This is a genomic window from Pseudomonas sp. WOUb67, from assembly GCF_050058005.1.
GTDB classification, from domain to species: domain Bacteria; phylum Pseudomonadota; class Gammaproteobacteria; order Pseudomonadales; family Pseudomonadaceae; genus Aquipseudomonas; species Aquipseudomonas putida_R.
This window is the reverse complement of sequence record NZ_CP170112.1, coordinates 5797588-5816344: the sequence shown is the minus strand read 5'-3', so window position 1 is coordinate 5816344 and position 18757 is coordinate 5797588. Positions and strand designations below refer to the sequence as shown.

At 63.3% G+C, this 18757-nt stretch carries 18 protein-coding genes; 8 read left to right on the top strand and 10 right to left on the bottom strand.

The features are described from left to right. Positions 1 to 117 precede the first annotated feature (117 nt). Positions 118 to 831, top strand: coding sequence for a UTRA domain-containing protein (locus tag ABOC32_RS25670; RefSeq protein WP_426809363.1), 714 nt, complete (start codon positions 118 to 120; stop codon positions 829 to 831). Between the two features lie 105 nt (positions 832 to 936). Here the strand turns inward: ABOC32_RS25670 and ABOC32_RS25665 are convergent, their stop codons facing one another. The 7 genes from ABOC32_RS25665 to minC form a co-directional block, all read right to left on the bottom strand. Then, positions 937 to 3090: a mechanosensitive ion channel family protein gene (locus ABOC32_RS25665; RefSeq protein ID WP_426809362.1), complete on the bottom strand. Its 2154-nt coding sequence runs from the start codon at positions 3088 to 3090 to the stop codon at positions 937 to 939. Positions 3091 to 3134: 44 nt separating this feature from the next. Continuing rightward, positions 3135 to 3302 (bottom strand): hypothetical protein, encoded by a 168-nt coding sequence (locus ABOC32_RS25660; protein ID WP_016501052.1) that lies wholly within the window; start codon positions 3300 to 3302, stop codon positions 3135 to 3137. A 216-nt stretch (positions 3303 to 3518) separates the two neighbouring features. Further along, positions 3519 to 4808, bottom strand: coding sequence for a M18 family aminopeptidase (locus ABOC32_RS25655; RefSeq protein WP_049274952.1), 1290 nt, complete (start codon positions 4806 to 4808; stop codon positions 3519 to 3521). A 182-nt stretch (positions 4809 to 4990) separates the two neighbouring features. Next, on the bottom strand, positions 4991 to 5626 hold the full coding sequence (locus tag ABOC32_RS25650; protein WP_011532730.1) for an RluA family pseudouridine synthase: 636 nt from the start codon (positions 5624 to 5626) through the stop codon (positions 4991 to 4993). Positions 5627 to 5777: 151 nt separating this feature from the next. After that, a complete protein-coding gene (minE, locus tag ABOC32_RS25645; RefSeq protein ID WP_003252572.1) occupies positions 5778 to 6032 on the bottom strand; it encodes a cell division topological specificity factor MinE in 255 nt (84 codons plus the stop codon). Positions 6033 to 6035: 3 nt separating this feature from the next. Then, complete coding sequence (minD, locus tag ABOC32_RS25640; protein WP_016501049.1) at positions 6036 to 6848, bottom strand: septum site-determining protein MinD; 813 nt, start codon at positions 6846 to 6848, stop codon at positions 6036 to 6038. Between the two features lie 101 nt (positions 6849 to 6949). After that, on the bottom strand, positions 6950 to 7711 hold the full coding sequence (gene minC / locus ABOC32_RS25635) for a septum site-determining protein MinC (protein ID WP_063422977.1): 762 nt from the start codon (positions 7709 to 7711) through the stop codon (positions 6950 to 6952). A 111-nt stretch (positions 7712 to 7822) separates the two neighbouring features. Between minC and ABOC32_RS25630 the strand changes: the two genes are divergently transcribed. Both ABOC32_RS25630 and ABOC32_RS25625 read left to right on the top strand, forming a co-directional pair. After that, positions 7823 to 8758: a lipid A biosynthesis lauroyl acyltransferase gene (locus tag ABOC32_RS25630; RefSeq protein WP_049274368.1), complete on the top strand. Its 936-nt coding sequence runs from the start codon at positions 7823 to 7825 to the stop codon at positions 8756 to 8758. 148 nt (positions 8759 to 8906) lie between these two features. Then, entirely contained in the window at positions 8907 to 10055 is a 1149-nt protein-coding gene (locus ABOC32_RS25625; RefSeq protein ID WP_049274369.1) for a patatin-like phospholipase family protein, read from the top strand. A gap of 99 nt (positions 10056 to 10154) precedes the next feature. Here the strand turns inward: ABOC32_RS25625 and ABOC32_RS25620 are convergent, their stop codons facing one another. Beyond that, positions 10155 to 10901 carry an MlaA family lipoprotein gene (locus ABOC32_RS25620; protein ID WP_426811661.1) on the bottom strand — a complete coding sequence of 249 codons (747 nt, stop codon included), beginning with the start codon at positions 10899 to 10901 and terminating at the stop codon, positions 10155 to 10157. Positions 10902 to 10974: 73 nt separating this feature from the next. Continuing rightward, positions 10975 to 12273, bottom strand: coding sequence for a serine/threonine protein kinase (locus tag ABOC32_RS25615; protein ID WP_426809361.1), 1299 nt, complete (start codon positions 12271 to 12273; stop codon positions 10975 to 10977). Between the two features lie 190 nt (positions 12274 to 12463). On the opposite strand from ABOC32_RS25615, the gene ABOC32_RS25610 reads away from it, so the two are divergent. Continuing rightward, positions 12464 to 12817, top strand: coding sequence for a hypothetical protein (locus ABOC32_RS25610; RefSeq protein ID WP_426809360.1), 354 nt, complete (start codon positions 12464 to 12466; stop codon positions 12815 to 12817). Positions 12818 to 13107: 290 nt separating this feature from the next. On the opposite strand, the gene ABOC32_RS25605 is transcribed toward ABOC32_RS25610, so the two are convergent. After that, a complete protein-coding gene (locus ABOC32_RS25605) occupies positions 13108 to 14673 on the bottom strand; it encodes a beta (1-6) glucans synthase (protein WP_426809359.1) in 1566 nt (521 codons plus the stop codon). 197 nt (positions 14674 to 14870) lie between these two features. On the opposite strand from ABOC32_RS25605, the gene ABOC32_RS25600 reads away from it, so the two are divergent. From ABOC32_RS25600 to ABOC32_RS25585, 4 genes are all read left to right on the top strand, one after another. Next, positions 14871 to 15731, top strand: coding sequence for a glycine betaine ABC transporter substrate-binding protein (locus ABOC32_RS25600; RefSeq protein WP_426809358.1), 861 nt, complete (start codon positions 14871 to 14873; stop codon positions 15729 to 15731). Between the two features lie 254 nt (positions 15732 to 15985). Further along, the gene (locus tag ABOC32_RS25595; RefSeq protein ID WP_016501040.1) at positions 15986 to 16297 is read left to right on the top strand and encodes a DUF485 domain-containing protein; all 312 of its coding nucleotides are present in this window, start codon (positions 15986 to 15988) and stop codon (positions 16295 to 16297) included. Further along, on the top strand, positions 16294 to 17958 hold the full coding sequence (locus ABOC32_RS25590) for a cation acetate symporter (RefSeq protein ID WP_426809357.1): 1665 nt from the start codon (positions 16294 to 16296) through the stop codon (positions 17956 to 17958). The genes ABOC32_RS25595 and ABOC32_RS25590 overlap by 4 nt, the downstream gene beginning before the upstream one ends. 217 nt (positions 17959 to 18175) lie before the next feature. Then, complete coding sequence (locus tag ABOC32_RS25585) at positions 18176 to 18652, top strand: CS1 type fimbrial major subunit (protein WP_426809356.1); 477 nt, start codon at positions 18176 to 18178, stop codon at positions 18650 to 18652. Positions 18653 to 18757 lie beyond the last annotated feature (105 nt).

Genomic DNA, 18757 nt, shown 5'->3' with positions numbered 1-18757 from the left:
TCTGGCAGTGCCCTGTGCGCAACCTTGTCACAGGATGTTCATCAGCCCTGCCTAGGCTTGCACTATTCTCCAAGTGCCCTGTTCTGGGGCTGGACTAGTCCAGATAGGTAACCTTTGATGCAGCCGATGCCACCGCGTGCGGTAACAGCCATCTGCCATGCCCTGCAGGAGCAGATCGAGCACGGCTTGCTGGCGCCCGGGGGCAAGCTGCCGGCGGAGCGCAAGCTTAGCGAGGTGTTCGACACCACGCGCATCACCCTGCGCGAGGCGCTGGCGCAGCTGGAAGCCCAAGGCCTGATCTACCGCGAAGAGCGCCGCGGCTGGTTCGTCGCGCCCGAGCGGCTGACCTACGACCTGATCGAGCGCAGTCACTTCCATGCCATGGTGCGTGACCAGGGCCGTGTCGCCACTACCGAACTGCTGTCGGCACGGCTGCAGCCGGCCTCGGCTGCCATCTGTGCGCGCTTGCAGTTGCCGGCGTTGTCCAGTGTGGTGCGTATCTGCCGGTTACGGCGGATTGACGGGCGGGCGGTGCTGTATGCCGAGCATTACCTGAATCCCCGGTACTTTCCGGACATTCTCGAACAGGACCTGGCGCAGTCGCTGACCGAGATTTACGGGCGGGTGTACGGCATCCGGTATGGGCAGGTGTGCTTCGAGATCCTGCCAACGGCGTTGCCGGTGGAGGCAGCGGCGGCCTTGAAGGTGTCGGTGGGCAGCCCGGGGTTGCACATTACCCGGGTCAACAGCGACCAGCATGGGCACCTGATCGACTGTGACCTGGAGTATTGGCGGCACGATGCGATCCGCATCCGCGCTCAAGCTGGTTAGGGGCTGCTTTGCAGCCCATCGCCGGCAAGCCAGCTCCCACCCCGACCGCATTGATTCCAGGACATGTGCAGTACCTGTGGGAGCTGGCTTGCCGGCGATAGGGCCCTAACTGGAGGAATTGGTTTCGGCCATCCCACCGCCCCCGGCGGTCACCACTTGCACCGACAACCGTGGCGTTGCCAAATCCAGCCCCGCCTCATCGAGCTGCCGCTTCAGCGCCAGGTTGAATGCCCGCGACACCTCCCACTGCTTGATCGGTGCGGTCTTGAACCGTGCCCGCAAGATCGCCGACCCCGACTCGAAACTTTCCACCCCCTGCAGCTCCAGCGGCGACCAGATATTGCGGCGCATCAACGGGTCGTTGCGCAGCTTCTGCCCGACCTCACGGATCAGGGTGATAGCCCGGTCAATGCTCATGTTGTGCGGGATGGCCACACGGAAGATGGCGTAGCCGAACTCCCGCGAGTAGTTCTTGATGCTCTTGATCTCGCTGAACGGAATGGTGTGCACGATGCCGTCGATGTCCCGCAGGCGTACGGTACGAATGGTCAGCCCCTCCACCGTACCCAGGTGCCCGCCCACGTCCACGTAGTCGTCGATGGCCAGCGAGTCTTCGATGATGATGAACAACCCGGTGATCAGGTCGGCGACCAGCGATTGCGCGCCAAAGCCGATGGCCAGGCCGATCACACCGGCACCGGCCAGCAGCGGGGTGACGTTCATGCCCATGTTGGCCAGGGCGACGATCACCGCAATGATGAAGATGACCACGAACAGCACGTTGCGGATCAACGGCATCATGGTTTGTGCGCGGGCGTTGGCCAGGCCCCGGCGCGAGCGCACCAGGGCGTGGTGCACGGCGGTGTCGGCCAGGATCCACACCAGCCAGGCGACGATCAGCGTGCCGGCCAGGCCCATCAGGCGCAGGCTGACTTCGTGGCCGTCGCCCTCGGCGAAGCTGATCATCGACAGGCCCCACACCCGCAGGCCCAGTTCGATGAACACCAGCCAGATGAACAGGTGCACCAGCAGGTAGCCGAAGTTGCGCAGGCGTTCGGCATACACCGCCTGGCGCTTGTTGGCGCGTTTGGGGTTGGCGGCGTGGCGACGCACCAGGCCGTTGAGCACCATGCACACCACCACCAGCACGGTACACATCAGCGACTGGCGCAGGGCGGTGCTGGTGTCCCCGGCCGAGACGAAGGTGGCGAACAGCGAGATGGCCACCAGGATCAGCGCCGGGATGAACCAGAAGCTGCCGAGGATCTCGATGGTGTCGCTGAGGGTGCGGCGGGTCAGGCGTCGCGCCAGCGGCTGGTTGCGGATCAGGTGGGCGATCGGGCGGCGGAAACGCAGGATGAACAGCCCGGTGCACAGCGCAGCGATGACGTTGGCCAGGGTCGCCAGGGCATGGGCCAGGTGGGTTCCCAGTGCGACCAGCATGCGCGGGTCGCTCATGGCCTCGCCAAACGCAGCGAAGCTGCCGATCAGCCACAGCGGGCGGAATGCCTGGTGCCGCAGAATGTGCAGGGCGCGGTGGCGGTGCGGGCCGTCGAGCAGCGAGAAGGCGATCACGCAGATGGCCGAGAAGCAGGTGCCGACGACCAACGCGTAGGCCAGCACCATGGCCAGCGACTTACCCAGCGACGGCGGCAGCACAAAGCTCAGGTACACGGTGAACACCAGCGCCACCAACCACGGGCCGAGCTTGCGCAGGGCAAAGCGCACCAGGTCCCAGGTACGCGGGTGCTGGGGCAGTTCTTCGCTCAGGCCAAAGCGCAGGCGTATCCGGTGGCCGACCCAGTTGAAGGCATAGGCCAGCACGCTCCACACGGCAATGACGGCGGCAAAGCCGAACAGGATCGCCGGCCACTGATGCACCGGCACCATCAGTTCGATCAGTTCGGCCTGGGCTTGTTCGATTTCCGTAGACCAGCGGTGGAAGGGGCTGGCATCGCCGCTGAACTGCTTTTCGAAATCATGCAGGGCGCCGCCGATCAGGCCGAGCACGCCCTGTTCCACGCTGGGCTGCGATTGCTTGGTGGCGTCGCGCAGCTTTTTCAGGTCGGCCAGCAGCTTGGCCCGTTGCTGGTCGTTTTCCAGGTTCTTGATCACTTCGTCCAGCGACTTGCCCAGCGGCTCGGTGGCCTCCGGTTGCGCGGGCGCACTGCCGCCCAGCAGGCCGGGCAGGCCCGCTGCCTGTACCGGTGTGATGAACAGCAACAGAAGCAGGAACAGGTAACGCAGGAGGGCAGGCACTGGCAAATCTACCTCAGGTCAAACGATTGACCGAGTGTAGAGGTTTATGTCGGCAGTTTCTCGAGGATCTTCCAGCAGGTGAGGCCGAAGATGCCCAAGGTGCCGATCCACATCATCAGCACACCGATATTGCGCTCGCGCATGCTGAAGCCGATGGTCAGCAGCATCAGGAACAGGAACACCGGCACGAACAGGGACAGAAACGGGGACATGGACAGCAATCCTTTTGCAGTGGGGCCATGTAACAAGCATAGCGCTTGGCAGGTGAAGCGGGATTGACCTTGGGCATTCGATCAGGTCACACCGCTTTTTGTAGGAGCAGCCTTGTGCTGCGAAGAGGCCGGTACACCCAGTAAATATGCATGGGTTGTACGGGCCTCTTCGCAGCACAAGGCTGCTCCTACAAGGGCGGTATGGGGCTCAACAGATCAGGGCAGTTCGCGGCTACGGTAGAAGGCGGTCAGTACCTTCACCAGGTGGGCCAGGTCGTGGCTGCCGCACAGTTCGCGAATGGAATGCATGGCAAAGGTCGGCAAGCCGATATCCACCGTGCGCACGCCCAGGTGGCTGGCGGTAATCGGCCCGATGGTCGAGCCGCAGCCCATGTCGCTGCGCACCACGAAGCTTTGCACCGGCACTTCCTCGGCCATGCACAGGTGGCGGAAGAAACCGGCAGTTTCGCTGTTGGTGGCGTAGCGCTGGTTGTTGTTCACCTTGATCACCGGCCCGGCGTTGAGCTTGGGCCCGTGGTTGCCATCGTGCTTGTCGGCGTAGTTGGGGTGCACGCCGTGGGCGTTGTCGGCCGACACCATCAGCGAGCGCTGGATGGTACGCACGTAGGCGTCGCCATCGGGCAGCAGGCGCTGCAGGGTCTGCTCCAGCATCGGGCCGTCGGCGCCGCAGGCCGAGCTGCTGCCGACTTCCTCGTGGTCGTTGCACACCAGCACGCTGGTTTCGTCGCTGTCGGCGGCCAGCAGGGCTTGCAGGCCGGCGTAGCACGACAGCAGGTTGTCCAGGCGGGCCCCGGCGATGAAGTCGCCGTTCAGGCCGACCAGCGCGGCGTCCTGGGTGTCGTAGAAGCTCAGCTCGTAATCCAGCACCACGTCGGCGATCAGCTCGTGCTCGCGGGCCAGCTGCTCGGTAAGCAGGGCGCGGAAGTCGATGCGTTCGTCACCCGCGACCTGGGCCAGGATGGGCGGCAGCTCGTTCTGCGGGTTGATCGCCCAGCCTTCATTGGCGGTGCGGTTCAGGTGGATGGCCAGGTTGGGAATGATCGCGATCGGCAGTTTGAAGTCGATCAGCTGGCTTTCAACCTTGCCGTCACGGCGATAGGTAACGCGGCCGGCCAGGGACAGGTCGCGGTCGAACCACGGCGCCAGCAGGGCGCCGCCATACACTTCCACACCCAGTTGCAGGAAGCCGTGGCGCTGCAGCTCCGGCTGCGGCTTGACCCGCAGGCACGGGCTGTCGGTGTGGGCACCGACCATGCGGATACCGTTCAGCAACGGTGCCTGCTTGCCCAGTTTGATGGCGATGATCGACGAGTCGTTGCGGGTGACGTAGTAGCGGCCGCCAGGCACCGTGGCCCAGCTGTCGCGCTCGTCCAGGCGCTGGTAGCCGGCAGCTTCGAGGCGCTGGGCCAGGCTGGCGGTGGCATGGAAGGGCGTGGGGGAGGCCTTGAGGAAATCGATAAGGCCAGAATTCAGTTCGTCGCGCATAGCTCACTCCAGACAGCAGTGGCGCGAGTTTAGCGCAGAATGTCGACAATTTGTGTCTGCATTACACCCTGTAGGAGCAGCCTTGTGCTGCGAAGAGGCCAGTGCCAACAACACAGATAGAGGTTGTTTGCACCGGCCTCTTCGCAGCACAAGGCTGCTCCTACAGGGGGATGAGGTGCGGCTTAGAAGGGTGCAGGGCACTCGAATTTCAACCGCTCCCCGGACACCGGGTGGGTAAAGCTCAGCATGGATGCATGCAGGCACAGCCGCTCGTGCGCCGCCAGCGCCTCGGGGTTGGCATACAGCCGGTCACCCAGCAGCGGGTGGCCGATCGACAGCATGTGCACGCGCAACTGGTGCGAGCGCCCGGTAATCGGCGTCAGTTCTACCCGGCAGTAGTCGCCGCAGCGCTCGACGATGCGCCAGAACGTCAGCGCATGCTTGCCTTGCTCGTGGTCCACCACATGCCGTGGCTTGGTTGGCGGGTCATAGCGCAGCGGCAGGTCGATGCTGCCGCTGTCCAGCGCCGGTTGGCCCCAGCACAGTGCGGTGTAGGCCTTTTCGGTTTCGCGGTCGTGGAACTGGCGCGACAGCTCGCGGTGGCTGTCGGCATCGCGGGCCAGCAGGATGATGCCGGAGGTTTCCCAGTCCAGACGGTGCACGATCAGCGCGTCGGGGTAGCCGTTTTCCTGCAGGCGGGTGATCAGGCAGTCCTTGTTGTCTTCGGCGCGGCCAGGCACCGACAGCAGCAGGGTCGGTTTGTTGATCACCAGGATGGCGGCGTCTTCGTGCAGGATCTGGATATTGGACAGCGGCATTGCGTGGTCTCTGTTAAATCGGGAGAAAAAAGCGGGGCCGCTCTGCGGCCCATTTGCGGCACGAGGCCGCTCCTACAGGGGAACGCGATCCCTTGTAGGAGCGGCCTTGTGCCGCAAATGGGCTGCAGGGCAGCCCCGGCTTTCAGCCAGATCAGCGATCCGGCAGGGTAATGTTCAGCTCCAGAATCGAGCAACTGCCCTGGTTTTCCAGCTCGATATGCACGTCATCGTTGCCGATGTTCACATACTTGCGGATCACCTCCAGCAGTTCTTTCTGCAGCGCCGGCAGGTAGTCCGGCTCGCTGCGTTGGCCGCGCTCGTGCGCCACGATGATCTGTAGACGCTCTTTCGCTACCGACGCGCTGGTCTGTTTCTGTCTGCCACGAAAGAAGTCAAAAAGGTTCATGGTTTACTTGCCTCCAAACAGGCGCGCGAAGAATCCTTGCTTCGGCACTTCAACAAAACGCAGGGGCTTGTCTTTCCCCAGCAGGCGGTCGACGGTGTCGCTATACGCCTGGCCAGCATCGCTCTGGTCGTCGAGGATGACCGGGATACCTTGGTTGGAGGCCTTGAGCACAGCCTGGGACTCAGGGATCACACCCTTGAGCTTGATCGCCAGGATGTCGGTGACGTCGTCGATGCTCAGCATTTCGCCGTTGACGACGCGCTCCGGGTTGTAGCGAGTGATCAGCAGGTGTTCCTTGATCGGCTCTTCGCCGTTTTCGGAGCGGCGCGATTTGCTCGACAGGATACCCAGCATGCGGTCAGAGTCACGTACCGAAGACACCTCAGGGTTGGTTACCACGATGGCTTCGTCGGCGAAGTACATCGCCAGGTGTGCACCTTTCTCGATACCCGCCGGGGAGTCGCAGATGACGTATTCGAAATCTTCTTTCAACGCCATCAGCACCTTCTCGACGCCTTCCAGGGTCAGCGCGTCTTTATCGCGGGTCTGGCTGGCGGCAAGTACATACAGGTTCTCGAGGCGCTTGTCCTTGATCAGGGCCTGCTGCAGGTTGGCTTCTTCGTTGACCACGTTGACGAAGTCGTAAACCACGCGGCGTTCGCAGCCCATGATCAGGTCGAGGTTACGCAGGCCCACGTCGAAGTCGACAATGACGGTCTTGTGGCCACGCAGTGCGAGGCCGGTACCAATGGCGGCGCTGGTGGTGGTCTTGCCCACACCCCCTTTGCCGGAAGTAACCACGAGAATCTTGGCCAAGGTGTTTCACCCCTAAAATAAGTCGGGACATGTGTCCCGGCAAAAAGCAAAAAAACGGCAACAGTTAAAAAAGTTGCTCTGAAAATGACGGCAAGTATCCGTTAAAGACGGGTGATGTTCAACACATCACCGGACAGGCTGACTTGCACGCCGGTGCCCCACAAAGGGTCGCGGCGCAGGTCTTCGCAAACCTTGTACTGGCCAGCGATGGAGACCATTTCGGCGGTCATCTGCTGGCAGAAGATACGTGCCTTGGTATTGCCTTTGATACCGGCCAGGGCCCGGCCGCGCATGGCGCCGTACACATGGATGTTGCCATCGGCCAGAAGTTCCGCGCCCGGGCTGACCGAGGCGGTGACGATCAGGTCGCCACCCTGAGCATAGATCTGCTGGCCGCCGCGCACCGGCGAAGTGATGATGCGGGTCGGGCGCACCTCAGGCTCGGGGGCGGGTGCTGGCGCGGGGGCCGGCTCGGGCTTTTTGACCACTTCGGGTTCGGGTTCCAGCGGCCGCTCGCGGGCGCCGGACGGTGGCAGCACCGGCAGGTCGATGGCGATGGCGGCGGCGATGTCCTCGATGCGGTTGGCGCGGATGGCCAGGGTACGCAGGCCATGGTGGCGGCAGATGCGCATCAAGCCCGGCAGGTCGATTGCCCCTTCGCCGGCCGGCAGCTTGTCCAGCGCCAGCACCAGTGGCGTATTGCTGAAGAAGTTCGGTGCCTGGGCAACTTTGGCCGCCAGCTGGCGGTCGAGGGCTTCAAGGTCATTGCGCGCCAGTTCCAGCACTGTGATGGCGAGCATGCTGCCCTTGAGCTGGAACACGGAGGCGGTGTCGGGTGTGTGGTTTGGGCTCATGGTCTGCATAGACGGCTTGTTGCGAAAAAAGTGCCCTGATTTATAACGAGAACACCGGTTGCCCGCAACATACGCTGATCCGTTGTAGAATGCGCAGCCTTTGTCTTTCCGGAAGCTTCAATGGAACGCCCGCGTTTTCGTCCCTATTTCCTTCACCCAAAGTTCTGGGGCCTGTGGCTGGGCCTGGGCCTGCTGTGGCTGGTGGTCCAGCTGCCATACCGGGCCCTGTTGAAAGCCGGTGCCGCGCTGGGGGCCGTGATGTATTGCTTTGCCGGCGAACGTCGGCGCATTGCCGCGCGCAACCTTGAGCTGTGCTTCCCGGAGCTGTCGGTCGACGAACGGCGGCGTTTGCTCAAGGCCAACTTCGCCTCCACCGGTATCGCCTTCTTCGAAATGGCCATGAGCTGGTGGTGGCCCAAGGCCCGGCTGGCGCGCCTGGCCCATATCGAGGGGCTGGAGCACCTGCAGGCCGCCCAGCAGGCGGGGCAGGGCGCCATCCTCATGGCCGTGCACTTTACCACCCTGGAAATCGGCGCCGCCCTGCTGGGCCAGCAGCACACCATTGACGGCATGTACCGTGAGCACGGCAACGCGCTGTTCGACTTCATCCAGCGCAGCGGCCGCGAGCGGCATAACCTCGATTCGCTGGCGGTGGAGCGCGAAGACGTGCGCGGCATGCTCAAGCTGCTGCGTTCGGGCCGGGCGATCTGGTACGCACCGGACCAGGACTATGGCGCCAAGCAGAGCATTTTCGTACCGCTGTTCGGCATCCCGGCAGCGACGGTAACCGCCACCACCAAGTTCGCCCGGCTGGGCAAGGCGCAGGTTATTCCGTTCACCCAGAAGCGCCTGGAGGATGGCAGCGGCTATCGTCTGGTCATCCATCCGCCGCTGGCGGACTTCCCCGGCGAAAGCGAAGAGGCCGACTGCCTGCGCATCAACCAGTGGGTCGAGGGGGTGTTGCGCGAGTGCCCCGAGCAGTACCTGTGGGCGCACCGCAGGTTCAAGTCGCGGCCAGAAGGCGCGCCGCGGCTGTATGACAAGAAAAAGCGCTGAACCTTGTGCAATCAGGTCTGGCCTCTTCGCGGGTAAACCCGCTCCCACAGGATTACCACAGGTTCTGAATATTGTGGGGTCCCTGTGGGAGCGGGTTCACCCGCGAAAGGGCCGGGCCTGAAAGCACATCAACCCCAAGAAGGAAGCCATGGCACCACCCCCGGTAACCGGTCTTATCCTTTCTGGCGGCGGCGCCCGCGCCGCCTATCAGGTCGGCGTATTGGCCGGCATCGCCGAGCTGCTGCCCGCCGGCGCACACAACCCGTTCCCGGTCATCGTCGGCACCTCTGCCGGTGCCATCAACGCGGTAACCCTGGCCAGCGGCGCCACCCACTTCAACGACGCCGTGCAGCGGCTTACCGCCTTCTGGCAGAACTTTCGCAGCCACCTGGTCATCCGCAGTGACTGGCCCGGCGTCGTCCGCCAGGCCAGCCGTTTCGTCGGCCACAGCCTGCTCGGCCTGGGCGGCCAGGCGCCGGTGGCGCTGCTGGACAGCAGCCCGTTGCGCAGCCTGCTGGAGGCGCACCTGAACCTGGATGGCATCGGCCATTCCCTGGCCGCCGAGCAGTTGCGCGCGGTGGCAGTCACCGCCTTTGGCTACGAGTCTGGCCAGGCGGTCACCTTCTACCAGGGGCGCGGCACTATCGAAGCCTGGCTGCGCCACCGCCGCATCGGCGTACCCACGCCACTGACCATCGACCACCTGCTGGCCAGCGCGGCCATCCCACTGCTGTTTGCCCCGGTGCAGCTGGGCGACGAATTCTACGGTGACGGTGCGGTGCGCCAGTCGGCGCCGATCAGCCCGGCCTTGCACCTGGGCGCCAGCCGGGTGCTGGTGGTCGGGGTCAGCGGCAACCCGCAGCGGCCAGCGCCACCCTTGCCCACTCAGCGTGTGTTCAGCGGGCAGCAGCCAAGCCTGGCGCAGATCGGTGGGCACATGCTCAACAGCACGTTCATCGACAGCCTGGAAGACGACATCGAACTGCTGCAGCGGCTCAACCACCTGAGCCGGCTGCTGCCGGCGCATCTGGATGCCCGGCGCCTGGGGCTGGCGCCAATCGAGGTGCTGGTGGTGGCGCCCAGCCAGCCGTTGGACGAGATCGCCGCCCGGCACCGGCGCGAGCTGCCAGCGGCGTTGCGCTTGTTCCTGCGGGGGCCGGGGGCGACCCGCACCAGCGGGGCGGGGGTGTTGAGCTATCTGCTGTTCGAGGCGAGCTATTGCAGCGAGCTGATCGAACTGGGGCGGCGGGATGCCCTGGCCAAGAAGCGCGAGCTGTGCCAGTTCCTGGGGATTTGATGTTGCCTGTACCGGCCTCTTCGCAGCACAAGGCTGCTCCTACAGGGGAACGCGTGGTTTTGTAGGAGCAGCCTTGTGCTGCGAAGAGGCCAGGCCTGCTTACTCGGCTATCTGCAACTTGCGCGCCTGGGTGTACACATACCGCACCTTCTCGTACTCGAACGGCGAGTTGAGCTGGCCATAGCGGAAGTTGGTGGTATAGCGCTTGTCCACCACCCGCAGGGCGAAGATTTCCGGGTGGTCGGTGCTGGTTTCGGCCACGTCCAGATAATTGACCGCCTGCTCACCCGCGTAGTCCACCACCAGCCCGGTGGTATCGCGCAGGTTCGATGGCCCCAGCACCGGCAGCATCAAGTACGGCCCCTCCGGCACGCCATAGAAGCCCAGGGTCTGGCCAAAGTCCTCGCTCTGGCGCGGCAGGCCCATGCTGGTCGCCGGGTCCCATAGCCCACCCACGCCGATGATGGTGTTGAACATCAGCCGTGCGGTGATCTCTGCCGAGCGCTTGGCCTTGAGCTGCAACACGCTGTTGAACAGGTTCGGCACATCACCGATGTTGTTGAAGAAGTTGCTCACCCCGGTGCGCACGAAGCGCGGTGTGACGTACTGGTAACCACTCACCAGCGGCAGCAGCACCCATTGGTCCAGCCGGTAGTTGAAGTGGTAGACGCGCCGGTTGATCGACTCCAGCGGGTCGTACACGTTCAGCGCTTCCAGGGTAGACCGCTCGAACTCGCGCTGGTCCAGCCCGGGGTTGAATTTCAGCTCGCGCAACGGGTCGATGAAGCCATCGGCCTCGGGCACCAGAGGCGCGGTGCCGACCACCTGTGGGTCGGCCTCCACCACGCTGGCCCGGGGGGCGGTTTCGGCAGCGAAGGTGTGGCCGGCGGCAAGCAGGGCAGTGGCGAAGAGGAGTTTGTTAACCACGGAAGAACTCCAGCATGGCGTCACTGTTGACGCGGTAGTTGAGGTTGCCGCAATGGCCGCCATGGGGGTAGAGGGTCAGACGGTCACCAAACACCTTGCGCAAAAAACCGATGTCGCCGGGGCCGAGGATGACGTCATCGGCATTGTGCATCACGGCAATCTTGTCGCTGCTGCGCAGGTAGTCTTCCAGGGCGTACAGGCTGACCTGGTTCACCAGTTGCAGGATGCTGTTGCCGTCGGTGCGGGCGCGCCACATGGGGATCACCTGCTCGGTCATGTAGCAGTCGAAGTCGCACTGCAGGGCACGCTTGAAGAACGGCGTGAGGCTGCTGCCCTCGGTGATCGGGAACTTCGGCGGAATGATCAGGCCGCGGCGGTTGATCAGGTCGGAGGTGAAGGCAATGTCGGCCGCCGAGAAGCGGAACGAGGTGCCGATCAGCATGGCCATCTGTTCGTTGGACAGGTGCTGGCGTGACTGCTGGAAGTCGTACAGCAGGGCGTCGTTGAGGTCGATGTAGCCCTTGTCCTGGAAGTAGCGGGTCAGCTTGGTCAGCATCAGCTCGTAGAAGGTAGTGCTGCGGTCGATGCCCTTGACCTGGGTTTGCACCAGTTTGTCCAGGTTGTTGATCGAGGTGTACAGGTTGACCGGCGGGTTCAGCAGCAGCACGCGCTTGAAGTTGAAGCTGCGGCGGGTTTCGTCCAGGTGGCTGACGAATGCTGCATCCAGCGCGCCCAGGCTGTAACCGGTGAGGTAGAACTCGCTGATCGGCAGGCGTGGGTGCTGGGCGCGCACGGCCTGCATGACCCGGTACATGTCCTCGGCGTCTTCCTGGCTGACGCCGGGGGTGGCAAAGCGCGAGGCGGCGCTCATGAAGTCGTAGCTGGTGGGCGACGACAGTTGCACCACGTGGAAGCCGGCCTGGTAGAACAGCTTCTTCAGGTATTCGTTGATGCTGCTGCTGTAGGGTGCGCCGGTGCCGGCAATGATGAAGATCAGCGGCGCTTCGTGGTCCTGGCGGGCCAGGCGGTACTTGAGCTTTTTCACCGCCCAGAAATTGTCGGGCAGGGTGAACTCACGCTCCGGGCGCAGGTTCAGGCTGTAGTCCGACTGGTTGATTTCATCGTCGCCGGGCAGCGTCGGGCGCTGGTCCGGCGGGGTGGTGGCGATGGTCGCCTCGAACGGGTTGGTCAAGGGGTAGCCGTAGCTGGCAGCGTCGATATCCCGCGCTGAAGCGGCCACCGCCATGAGCAGGCTACCGAGCACGGCAGCGAGGCGCAAAGATCGAAGCATGTAATCCCCCAAAAGAACGCAAGGTCGAGCAGTGTGCAGGCTAGGACCACATCCAACCGGGCAAAGTTGCCAGTTGCGGTGGCCTTTGGTGTGCTTGTTATCTGCAACATAGCTGCAGGGTTGTGATTTTGCCTTACAACCGGGCATAAGCGATCATGGATGCTTTCGATTACCGCTATTGGAGAACAGGATGTCTCGTTCGCTACCGGCTGCGCTGCTGGTGCTGTTTCTGGGGCTGTGGCTCGCTGCCAGTTATGGCGTGCGCTATGGGCTGATGGAGGATGGCCAGTGGGTTGGGCTGTGCACGGCGCCTGCGGCGTACTGGCAGTGTGAGGTGCGCTCGCTGCTGGGGTTGGGCATACACCATCAGGTGATGGCCTGGAGCGGGCTGGGCCTTGCGCTGCTGGCGCAGCTGGTTGCCGGCCGCGCGGGCTGGTGGCTGGCGGTGCTGGCGTTGATCTTCGCGGTGCCGGCGCTGGTGCTGTATACCGCCAGCATTGCCGTGTTTGCACTGGTGCTGGCGGGGCTGCGGCTGGTTCGGTAATTGCGGTGGGGCTCAAAGGTGCATGCCTTGGGTACTGCGGTGGGGCGGAAATCGAACGCCGCCCGCGCGGCGCATCGCGAGCTGCGCTCGCTCCTACGTTTGTTTCGGGCCAGTAACGCCTGTGACAGGCGCGCGCGACCGCCTTGTTTGTACGATACGATATCGAGCCATGCGCCAAGGCGTTCGCGCACAAATCCCACAGCTATAATTGGCCCGAAACAAACGTAGGAGCGAGCGCAGCTCGCGATGCGCCGCGCGGACGGCGCTCGATTTCCGCCCCACCTCAACAATCAAGCCGGACGCAGCCGCAAACTCCGCCACAACGCCGCTGTCATCACCACACTCACCACCGCCCAACCCCAAGCCTGCTGGTTCTCCAGCCCTTCCACGAACAACTGCGGCGCCACCCCGGCCCCGACAATGAACGCCAGCAACGCCACCTCCGCCCGCCGCGCCCGCACCGGCCACAGCACATACACCAGCGCTGGCAGGGCCAGGGCGGCGCTGGGGAAGCTGCGATAACGTGGGTCGAACACCATCGCCAGCATGCTCACCGCCGCGGCAAAGCCCGCCGCCAGCAACAGCCAGCCGGCCCGCGCCTGTAGCCAGGCGAACAAACGCTCGCGCCAGCCGGCCCGCTGCGCCAAGGCCAGCAGCGCATGGGCCAGCACCAGCAGGTTCAGCCCGGCCAGTGCAACGGCCCACAGCCACTCCCCGGCAAAGCGTGCATGGGTGCGCATCAGCTCGCCCCACAAGCCCAGGCAACCTGCGCCAAACGCGGCCAGCAATGGCAATAGCACGGCCGCCATCGGTGTAGCAGGGCGCCCGGCCAGCAACAGCATGGCCGCCATCAACAGTGCACTCGCCAGCAACCACTGTGGCCAGTAATGCAGGTTGCTCACCGGCCCTTCCAGCACGCCCTTGTCCTGCCGGTCGGCATCGTAAAGGCCCCAGTAACCGCCTACCGCCCCTTCATTGGCGCGCTTCCACGGCTGGTCGAACGCTTCGATCAGGTTGTAGTGCCAGCCGTTGCTTTCGGCCATGGCCACGAAGCCACGGATGAAGCGCGCCTCGTTGACCCGGCTGGGGATGGCGGTCTCGCGTTGGCGGCCTTCGCTGGGCCAGCCGGTTTCGCCAATCAGGATGTCCTTGGGCGCAAAGCGTGTGCCGAACACCCGGCGCACATCGGCCACGTGGGCCAGCGCATCGTCGATGCCGCGCGGGTCGTCTTCCCAGTAGGGCAGCAGGTGGATGGTCAAGAAGTCCACCTCGGGTGCCACCTGCGGGTGCTGCAGCCAGAACTCCCACACATCCGCGTAGGTCACCGGCACCTTCACCTGGCTTTTCACCCGGGCGATCAGCTTGGCCAGGTGCGCACCGGTGACTTCCTTGCGCAGCAACGTCTCGTTGCCCACGATCACCGCGCTGACCACATCGGGGTTGGCGTTGGCGGTGGCGATCAGCAGGTCGATTTCCTTGTCGGTGTCGGCCGGGTGAGCGTTGACCCAGGCGCCCAGCATCACTTTCAGCCCATGCTTGCGCGCCAGCGCCGGGATTGCCTCAAGGCCGGTCACGGAATAGGTGCGGATGCACTGGAAACGCTCAGCCAGCAAGGCCAGGTCGGCGTCCATGCGTGCCGGGCGCAGGCGAAACGGCTGGTCGTAGGGCGACTGGTCCTTGTCGAACGGCGTGTAGGACGCGCATTGCAACTTGTGCGTCGGGCTGGCCGCATCGGGCAGGTGCACCGGCTTGCCAAGCCCGTACCAGAGCCCGGCAAGCCCGAGCAGGGCCAACAGGCAGGCAAGCAGGTACAGCGGCAGCAACAGGCGGGCAGAACTGGGCATCGGGCGGTCCATCGTCAGGCGCAAAAGGGTAGATAGTAGCCCGGCGCCAAAGGTTTGGCATGCAAGGATCGCGCAGGCCGGCGTAGGCCGATGGCGCTAATGGCACAGTGCTGTCGCATATGGGGCGGGTGCAGGTCGCAGCTGGATCAGGTCGACCTGTGTTGCAGGAAGATGATGCAATCTCCAAGACCTGACGAGGGGATGCTTTGATGGCAACTTTGAAAAAAATGCGACGTTTCCTGGGTGTGGGCACCGCCCTGGTAATGGCCATGAGCGCTGCACAGGCAATGGCCAAAGAAGTAAGCATAGGTTACGTGGATGGTTGGGCCGACAGTGTGGCCACCACCAACGTGGCCGCCGAAGTGATCAAGCAAAAGCTCGGCTACGACGTGAAGTTGCAGGCCGTGGCCACGGGGATCATGTGGCAGGGCGTGGCAACCGGCAAGCTCGATGCCATGTTGTCGGCCTGGTTGCCGGTGACCCATGGCGAGTACTGGGCCAAGAACAAGGACAACGTGGTCGACTACGGGGCCAACTTCAAGGACGCCAAGATCGGCCTGATCGTCCCCGAGTACGTCAAGGCGGTGAGCATCGCCGACCTCAAGACCGATAGCAGCTTCAAGCAGAAGATCGTCGGCATCGACGCAGGCTCCGGCGTGATGCTCAAGACCGACCAGGCGATCAAGGACTACGACCTGACCGGCTACAAATTGCAGGCCAGTTCGGGCGCGGCGATGACGGCGGAGCTGGGCCGTGCCTACGCCAAGCAGCAGTCGATTGCAGTGACCGGCTGGGTACCGCACTGGATGTTCGCCAAGTGGAAGCTGAAGTTCCTCGAAGACCCGAAAGGCGTGTATGGCGCGGCGGAAACCGTGAACAGCATCGGCAGCAAGGAACTGGCCACCAAGGCACCGGATGTGGCGGAGTTCCTGAAGAAGTTCAGCTGGCAGTCCAAGGACGAGATTGGCGAGGTGATGCTGGCGATCCAGGAAGGGGCCAAGCCTGAGGCAGCGGCCAAGGATTGGGTAGCCAAGCACCCTGATCGCGTGGCGGAGTGGACTGGCAAGTAATCACCGGTTGCAATTCCCTGTAGGAGCAGCCTTGTGCTGCGAAGAGGCCGGTAAAAGCTGCGAAGATTCGGGCAGCCTGCACCGGCCTCTTCGCAGCACAAGGCTGCTCCTACAGGGCAGGCGCAAGCTGTTTTGTTACGCAATCGGTAAAACACCATTGCATCTAAGACTAAGGTCGTCTGGTTGCCGTCCAACAGCCGCATAAAGTAAGGGCGTGGGTTTCATCCCCTACCTGTGCTGCTAGGACAAAAACAATGAACGACAGCATTTACCTCTCGATACAAAACAGCCCCCGTTTCAAGGAGCTGGTCACCAAACGCGAACGGTTCGCCTGGATTCTCTCGGCGATCATGCTCGGCCTGTACTGCGCCTTCATCCTCCTGATCGCCTACGGTCCTCATCTGCTGGGTGCCAAGCTCAGCCCTGAGTCGTCGATTACCTGGGGCATTCCCCTGGGCGTCGGCCTGATCGTTTCGGCATTCGTCCTGACCGCCATCTACGTACGCCGCGCCAACGGTGAATTCGATGAGCTGAACAAGGCCATCCTGAAGGAGGCGCAACAATGATTCGCCACGCCAAAACCCTGGCTGTACTGGCCTGCGGCGCCTTCGCACCCGCCGTGTGGGCAGCCGATGCCCTGACCGGCGAGGTGCAGAAACAGCCGCTGAACGTTGCCGCGATCGCCATGTTCGTGGCCTTCGTCGCCTTTACCCTCGGTATCACCTACTGGGCCTCCAAACGCAACAAGTCGGCAGCCGATTACTACGCGGCCGGCGGCAAGATCACCGGCTTCCAGAACGGCCTGGCGATTGCCGGCGACTACATGTCGGCAGCCTCCTTCCTGGGTATTTCCGCCCTGGTGTTCACCTCTGGCTACGACGGCCTGATCTACTCGATCGGCTTTTTGGTCGGCTGGCCGATCATCCTCTTCCTGATTGCCGAACGCCTGCGCAACCTGGGCAAGTACACCTTTGCCGACGTGGCCTCGTACCGCCTCGGGCAGAAGGAAATCCGTACATTGTCGGCCTCCGGTTCGCTGGTGGTGGTGGCGTTCTACCTGATCGCGCAAATGGTCGGTGCCGGTAAATTGATCGAACTGCTGTTCGGCCTGGACTACCACGTCGCGGTGATCCTGGTGGGTATCCTGATGTGCCTGTACGTGCTGTTCGGCGGCATGCTGGCCACCACCTGGGTACAGATCATCAAGGCCGTGCTGCTGCTGTCCGGTGCCAGCTTCATGGCACTGATGGTGATGAAGCACGTTGGCTTCGACTTCAACACCCTGTTCTCGGAAGCGATCAAGGTGCACAGCAAGGGCGAGGCGATCATGAGCCCGGGCGGTTTGGTCAAAGACCCGATCTCGGCCTTCTCGCTGGGCCTGGCGCTGATGTTCGGTACCGCCGGCCTGCCGCACATCCTGATGCGCTTCTTCACCGTCAGTGACGCCAAGGAAGCGCGCAAGAGCGTGCTGTACGCCACCGGCTTCATCGGCTACTTCTACATCCTGACCTTCATCATCGGCTTCGGCGCGATCCTGCTGGTCAGCACCAACCCGGACTTCAAGGACGCCGCCGGCGCCCTGCTGGGTGGTAACAACATGGCGGCGGTGCACCTGGCCGATGCCGTGGGTGGCAGCATCTTCCTCGGCTTTATCTCGGCAGTGGCCTTCGCCACCATCCTGGCAGTGGTTGCCGGCCTGACCCTGGCCGGTGCCTCGGCGGTGTCCCACGACCTGTACGCCAGCGTATGGCGCAAGGGCAAGGCAAACGACAAGGACGAGATCCGCGTGTCGAAGATCACCACCATCGCCCTGGGCGTGCTGGCGATCGGCCTGGGTATCCTGTTCGAGAAGCAGAACATCGCCTTCATGGTCGGCCTGGCGTTCTCCATCGCTGCCAGCTGCAACTTCCCGGTACTGCTGCTTTCGATGTACTGGAAGAAACTGACCACCCGCGGCGCCATGATCGGCGGCTGGCTGGGCCTGGTAAGCGCAGTGACGCTGATGATCCTCGGCCCGACCATCTGGGTGCAGATCCTCGGCCACGAGAAGCCGATCTACCCGTACGAGTACCCGGCGCTGTTCTCGATGGCCATTGCCTTCGTCAGCATCTGGTTCTTCTCTGTCACCGACAAGTCCAAGGCTGCCGACGACGAGCGTGCGCTGTTCTACCCGCAGTTCGTGCGTTCGCAGACTGGCCTGGGGGCCAGCGGGGCGGTGTCTCACTAATCACGCAACAGGGGGCCGCCATGCGGCCCCCACGTGCTTCATGCTCTCCTGCGGAAGCGTATCCCCTCGATTGTCGTTAGGAAATGTCAACAACCCGCTCAGATAGTTCCCCTATTTCCATTGTGGGTAACTGCAGATACTCCTGCCTGTCAACGGCGCTTAGCCTGATTGACCCTCAATCAAAGCTTATGTCTACAGGTTCCAAGGAGATCTATTCGTGAAAGCACTCATGCTGGCACTTCCATTCGCTGCTCTCGTTGCCGGCCCCGCCATGGCCGAAGACCCGATCGAGAAACAGGTGCTGATTACAGCTACCGTGCCTAGCGCCAACTTCTACGTCGAGCCCGTCGGCGGCAACTGGATGAACGACCCGCAGGACATGGCCTGGAACTCGTTCCAAGGCACCCTGACCCCAGTCCGCAAGCAGCTGCAGGCCAAGAGCACCATCGGCCCGATCACCGCCCACCTGCTGTCCCCGGCAGCCGTCAGCAGTGGCCTCAACGCCATCAATCTGGACGTCAAGATCGGCGACACCGTACTCACCACCAGCGCGGCTGAAATCCTCTCCCACGCCCAGGCTACGCCAGGCGCGATCATCGACTTCGAAGTCTCGCCTCAAGTACCGGCGGGTGGCTACGAGCCCGGCAACTACCAGGGCCTGGTCAGCATGATGTTCGAAACCGCTGCACCGTGACCTGAAGCGCCCGCATTTTTCCCCTTCACCCGTTGTTGCTCTCCTTCGCCCCTGGGTCACCCCGGGGGTGAGGGCGACGTATTGCTCGCAGACAGGGTCATGGCC

What these genes read in the sequence shown, in the direction of transcription:
- ABOC32_RS25605 (WP_426809359.1), bottom strand. Translation starts at nt 14,673, where the DNA reads ATGGACCGCCCGATGCCCAGTTCTGCCCGCCTGTTGCTGCCGCTGTAC.
- ABOC32_RS25650 (WP_011532730.1), bottom strand. Translation starts at nt 5,626, where the DNA reads ATGCCGCTGTCCAATATCCAGATCCTGCACGAAGACGCCGCCATCCTG.
- ABOC32_RS25670 (WP_426809363.1), top strand. Translation starts at nt 118, where the DNA reads ATGCAGCCGATGCCACCGCGTGCGGTAACAGCCATCTGCCATGCCCTG.
- minC (WP_063422977.1), bottom strand. Translation starts at nt 7,711, where the DNA reads ATGCAGACCATGAGCCCAAACCACACACCCGACACCGCCTCCGTGTTC.
- ABOC32_RS25655 (WP_049274952.1), bottom strand. Translation starts at nt 4,808, where the DNA reads ATGCGCGACGAACTGAATTCTGGCCTTATCGATTTCCTCAAGGCCTCC.
- ABOC32_RS25590 (WP_426809357.1), top strand. Translation starts at nt 16,294, where the DNA reads ATGATTCGCCACGCCAAAACCCTGGCTGTACTGGCCTGCGGCGCCTTC.
- ABOC32_RS25625 (WP_049274369.1), top strand. Translation starts at nt 8,907, where the DNA reads ATGGCACCACCCCCGGTAACCGGTCTTATCCTTTCTGGCGGCGGCGCC.
- ABOC32_RS25660 (WP_016501052.1), bottom strand. Translation starts at nt 3,302, where the DNA reads ATGTCCCCGTTTCTGTCCCTGTTCGTGCCGGTGTTCCTGTTCCTGATG.
- ABOC32_RS25610 (WP_426809360.1), top strand. Translation starts at nt 12,464, where the DNA reads ATGTCTCGTTCGCTACCGGCTGCGCTGCTGGTGCTGTTTCTGGGGCTG.
- minE (WP_003252572.1), bottom strand. Translation starts at nt 6,032, where the DNA reads ATGAACCTTTTTGACTTCTTTCGTGGCAGACAGAAACAGACCAGCGCG.
- ABOC32_RS25595 (WP_016501040.1), top strand. Translation starts at nt 15,986, where the DNA reads ATGAACGACAGCATTTACCTCTCGATACAAAACAGCCCCCGTTTCAAG.
- ABOC32_RS25600 (WP_426809358.1), top strand. Translation starts at nt 14,871, where the DNA reads ATGGCAACTTTGAAAAAAATGCGACGTTTCCTGGGTGTGGGCACCGCC.
- ABOC32_RS25615 (WP_426809361.1), bottom strand. Translation starts at nt 12,273, where the DNA reads ATGCTTCGATCTTTGCGCCTCGCTGCCGTGCTCGGTAGCCTGCTCATG.
- ABOC32_RS25630 (WP_049274368.1), top strand. Translation starts at nt 7,823, where the DNA reads ATGGAACGCCCGCGTTTTCGTCCCTATTTCCTTCACCCAAAGTTCTGG.